Source organism: Nocardioides sp. (assembly GCF_047606145.1).
GTDB lineage: Bacteria > Actinomycetota > Actinomycetes > Propionibacteriales > Nocardioidaceae > Nocardioides.
The window spans coordinates 1-2,646 of the sequence record NZ_JASGET010000105.1 but is presented as its reverse complement, the minus strand read 5'-3'; the positions used below and the strand labels follow the sequence as shown (position 1 = coordinate 2,646).

Genomic DNA, 2,646 nt, shown 5'->3' with positions numbered 1-2,646 from the left:
CCTGGCTCCACATCATCTGGCACTGCTGGCAAGACGACCTCGCCTACGACCCCGCCCGACACCGCGCCCTGCAACGCTTCCTCGCCAGCCAGACCGGGGCGGCTTGACATAGGGCTTCTCATCCGGCCACGTCGGCGACACACCGGAACCCCAGGTTCGCGGCCGTCGAGTCGGGCAGCGAGCTCGACCTGGCCGAGACCCGGTAGCGGTGGCAGTAGGAGTCGTGGCACAGGTAGGAGCCGCCGCGCATCACCCGGGCCACGCCGGAGCGCGGTCCGCGCGGATCCACCACGGTCGTCGACTCCGCCACCATGGTGTAGTAGTCGGCCGCGAACCAGTCCGCGCACCACTCCCACACGTTGCCGACGCTCTGGTAGAGCCCGTAGCCGTTCGGCTCGAAGTGCCTGGCGGGGGCGGTGGTGAGGAAGCCGTCGGCCATGCTCGCCCGGGTGGGGAAGTCGCCCTGCCAGATGTGGCAGCGGAACTCCCCGTCGGGTCTCAGCTCGTCGCCCCAGGGCAGCCGCCGACCCGCCAGCCCGCCGCGGGCGGCGTACTCCCACTCGGCCTCGGTCGGCAGCCTGGTGCCCGCCCAGGCGCAGTAGGCGAGCGCGTCGGCATGAGAGACGTGCACCACCGGGTGGTGACTGCGCCGGCCGATCCCGCTGCCGGGCCCCTCCGGGGCGCGCCAGCAGGCGCCGCGGACGCCGAGCCACCACGGCGTCTCCTCGGCCCGGCCGAGGATGTCGCTCGCGTCGCCCTCGAAGGCGAGGTGGAAGACCGCCGAGAAGCCCTCCCGCTCCGCGGTGGTCAGGTATCCGGTCGCCTTGACGAAGCGGGCGAAGTCGGCGTTCGTCACGCAGCCGGCGTCGATCCGGTACGCCGGCAGCGTGACCCGGTGGACGGGTCGCTCACCGTCCGCCGCGTACCCCTCGCCGGTGTGGTCGCCCATCTCGAACGTGCCCGCCGGGATGTCGAGGAGTCCCCGGCGTCGGCGGGGGAGCGCCGGCGGGCGCGGCTCGTCGCCCACCCGCTCGTCGCCGGATCGTCCGGAGTCGTGCGGCGACGACTCGTCCCCGAACGGTGGGGGCACGCAGCAGGAGCCGGTGCTCATCGGTCGGCCGGGGTGTCGGACCGGGTGGTGGGTGGGGCGAGGGGCCGGTCGATGTCGAGACCAACCCGGGCTCGACGCATCCACCCCGGGGTCGGCTGCTCAGCGCACTGCTCGGTCATCACCTGCAGCGTAGCGAGCCGGTGGCTCCCTCAGTTGTCGAGGACGGCCGTCAGCTTGCCGAGCTCGGCCTCGAAGTGCTCGTGCCACGACGGCTGTGCCGACCAGACGTGCGCGATCCGACCGCGGCCGTTGACGGTGGTGAAGATCGGGTGGCTGCAGCTGCCGGTGTAGGAGTCGCAGTCGCCGCCGTTCTGGCTCAGCGTCAGGGTGTAGGTGGTGAAGGGCTGCAGTCCGGCGTAGCGCAGGCTCCAGGTGTAGCAGGGGCCGTTGTAGTACGCCCGGGACTTGGCGTTGCACACCTTGTCCTTGGTCCACCACAGCTGTGCCGGCTTGGAGTGGCCACAGGCCCGGGCCGAGGCTGGTTCGGTGGTGCCCCAGCCGTAGCTCGTCACGGTGCGGACCGGCAGGCAGGCGCGGTCGCCGCCCTCGTCGGTGCCGAGGGTGTACGACGTGCCGTTCAGGGTCTGCCAGGAGGAGCCGCTCTTGACCTGCAGGGTGGTCTCGCCGTTGCCCTCGCTGGGTCGGGTGAAGTCGAAGGCGACGGCACGGTATCGGGCGGCCGTGGTGACGTCCGGCTTGCTCGGCTTGGTGGCGTAGCAGCCGTCGAGCTTCTTGACCACCGCCGCGCTGGTGCCGTCCAGCGAGTCGCCGTCGCTGGGGTCGAAGAGATCCTTGGCGAAGTAGGCCGACAGGTCGTCGGCGCCGATGTCGTGCAGGCAGCTGGTCGACTCCAGGTGCCAGTCCTTGCCGAGCTCGTCGGCCCAGTCCGCGGAGCAGTCGAGCACCGCTCCGAGGTAGGCGGTGGCGGTGTCGGTCCGCCACTTCTCGGTGTAGTCCCAGCCATGCTCGGCGTCGGCGTCCTTGGTGATCAGGCCCTGGTCGGCGAGATCGCTCGCCCGGGTCTGGTGCAGCAGCTCGTCGGTGGCGCACGCGACCTGGTCGCGCGAGGCCCAGGAGGGGTCGTGGATGTCGGCGGCGAGCGCCGCGGCCGCGGCCTTGTCCTCGCCGCTGAGCGGGCCGAACCCCAGCTTCCCGGAGGTGTAGGCCCACACCGCGACCCCGGCGGCGACGAGGACGACGGCGGCGGTGACCGCGACGATGAGGGGCGCCTTGCGGCGCCGCCGGCGCGGTGGCCCGGCCAGTGGAGCCGGCCCGGTCGGTCCAGGGGGTCCCACCGGTCCCGCCGGGCCGGCGGGTGCGGCGAAGCCGACCGGACGCCCACCGGGCGGCGTGCCGCCGGTGCCACCGAGCTGCGTGGGTGCGCCGTGCTCGCCGGTGGTCCGCTCGGCCGGGCGAGCCACCGAGCTCGGTTGCGCCGCGGCCGGCGGTGGCGCGGCGATCGGCGTACGTCCGATCGGCGGCGGGAACGAGGAGATGTCACGAGTCCCGGGCGGGGGCGTGGTGGGGCCGGCCGG

The 2,646-nt window shown here is 73.2% G+C and carries 1 protein-coding gene and 1 pseudogene; both read right to left on the bottom strand.

What is annotated here, in order from left to right; translation table 11 throughout:
• Positions 1 to 118: 118 nt before the first annotated feature.
• A complete protein-coding gene (locus QM638_RS13510) occupies positions 119 to 1,111 on the bottom strand; it encodes a formylglycine-generating enzyme family protein (RefSeq protein ID WP_415142515.1) in 993 nt (330 codons plus the stop codon).
• 149 nt (positions 1,112 to 1,260) lie between these two features.
• A pseudogene (locus tag QM638_RS13505) lies at positions 1,261 to 2,646 on the bottom strand (hypothetical protein); the annotation flags it as partial.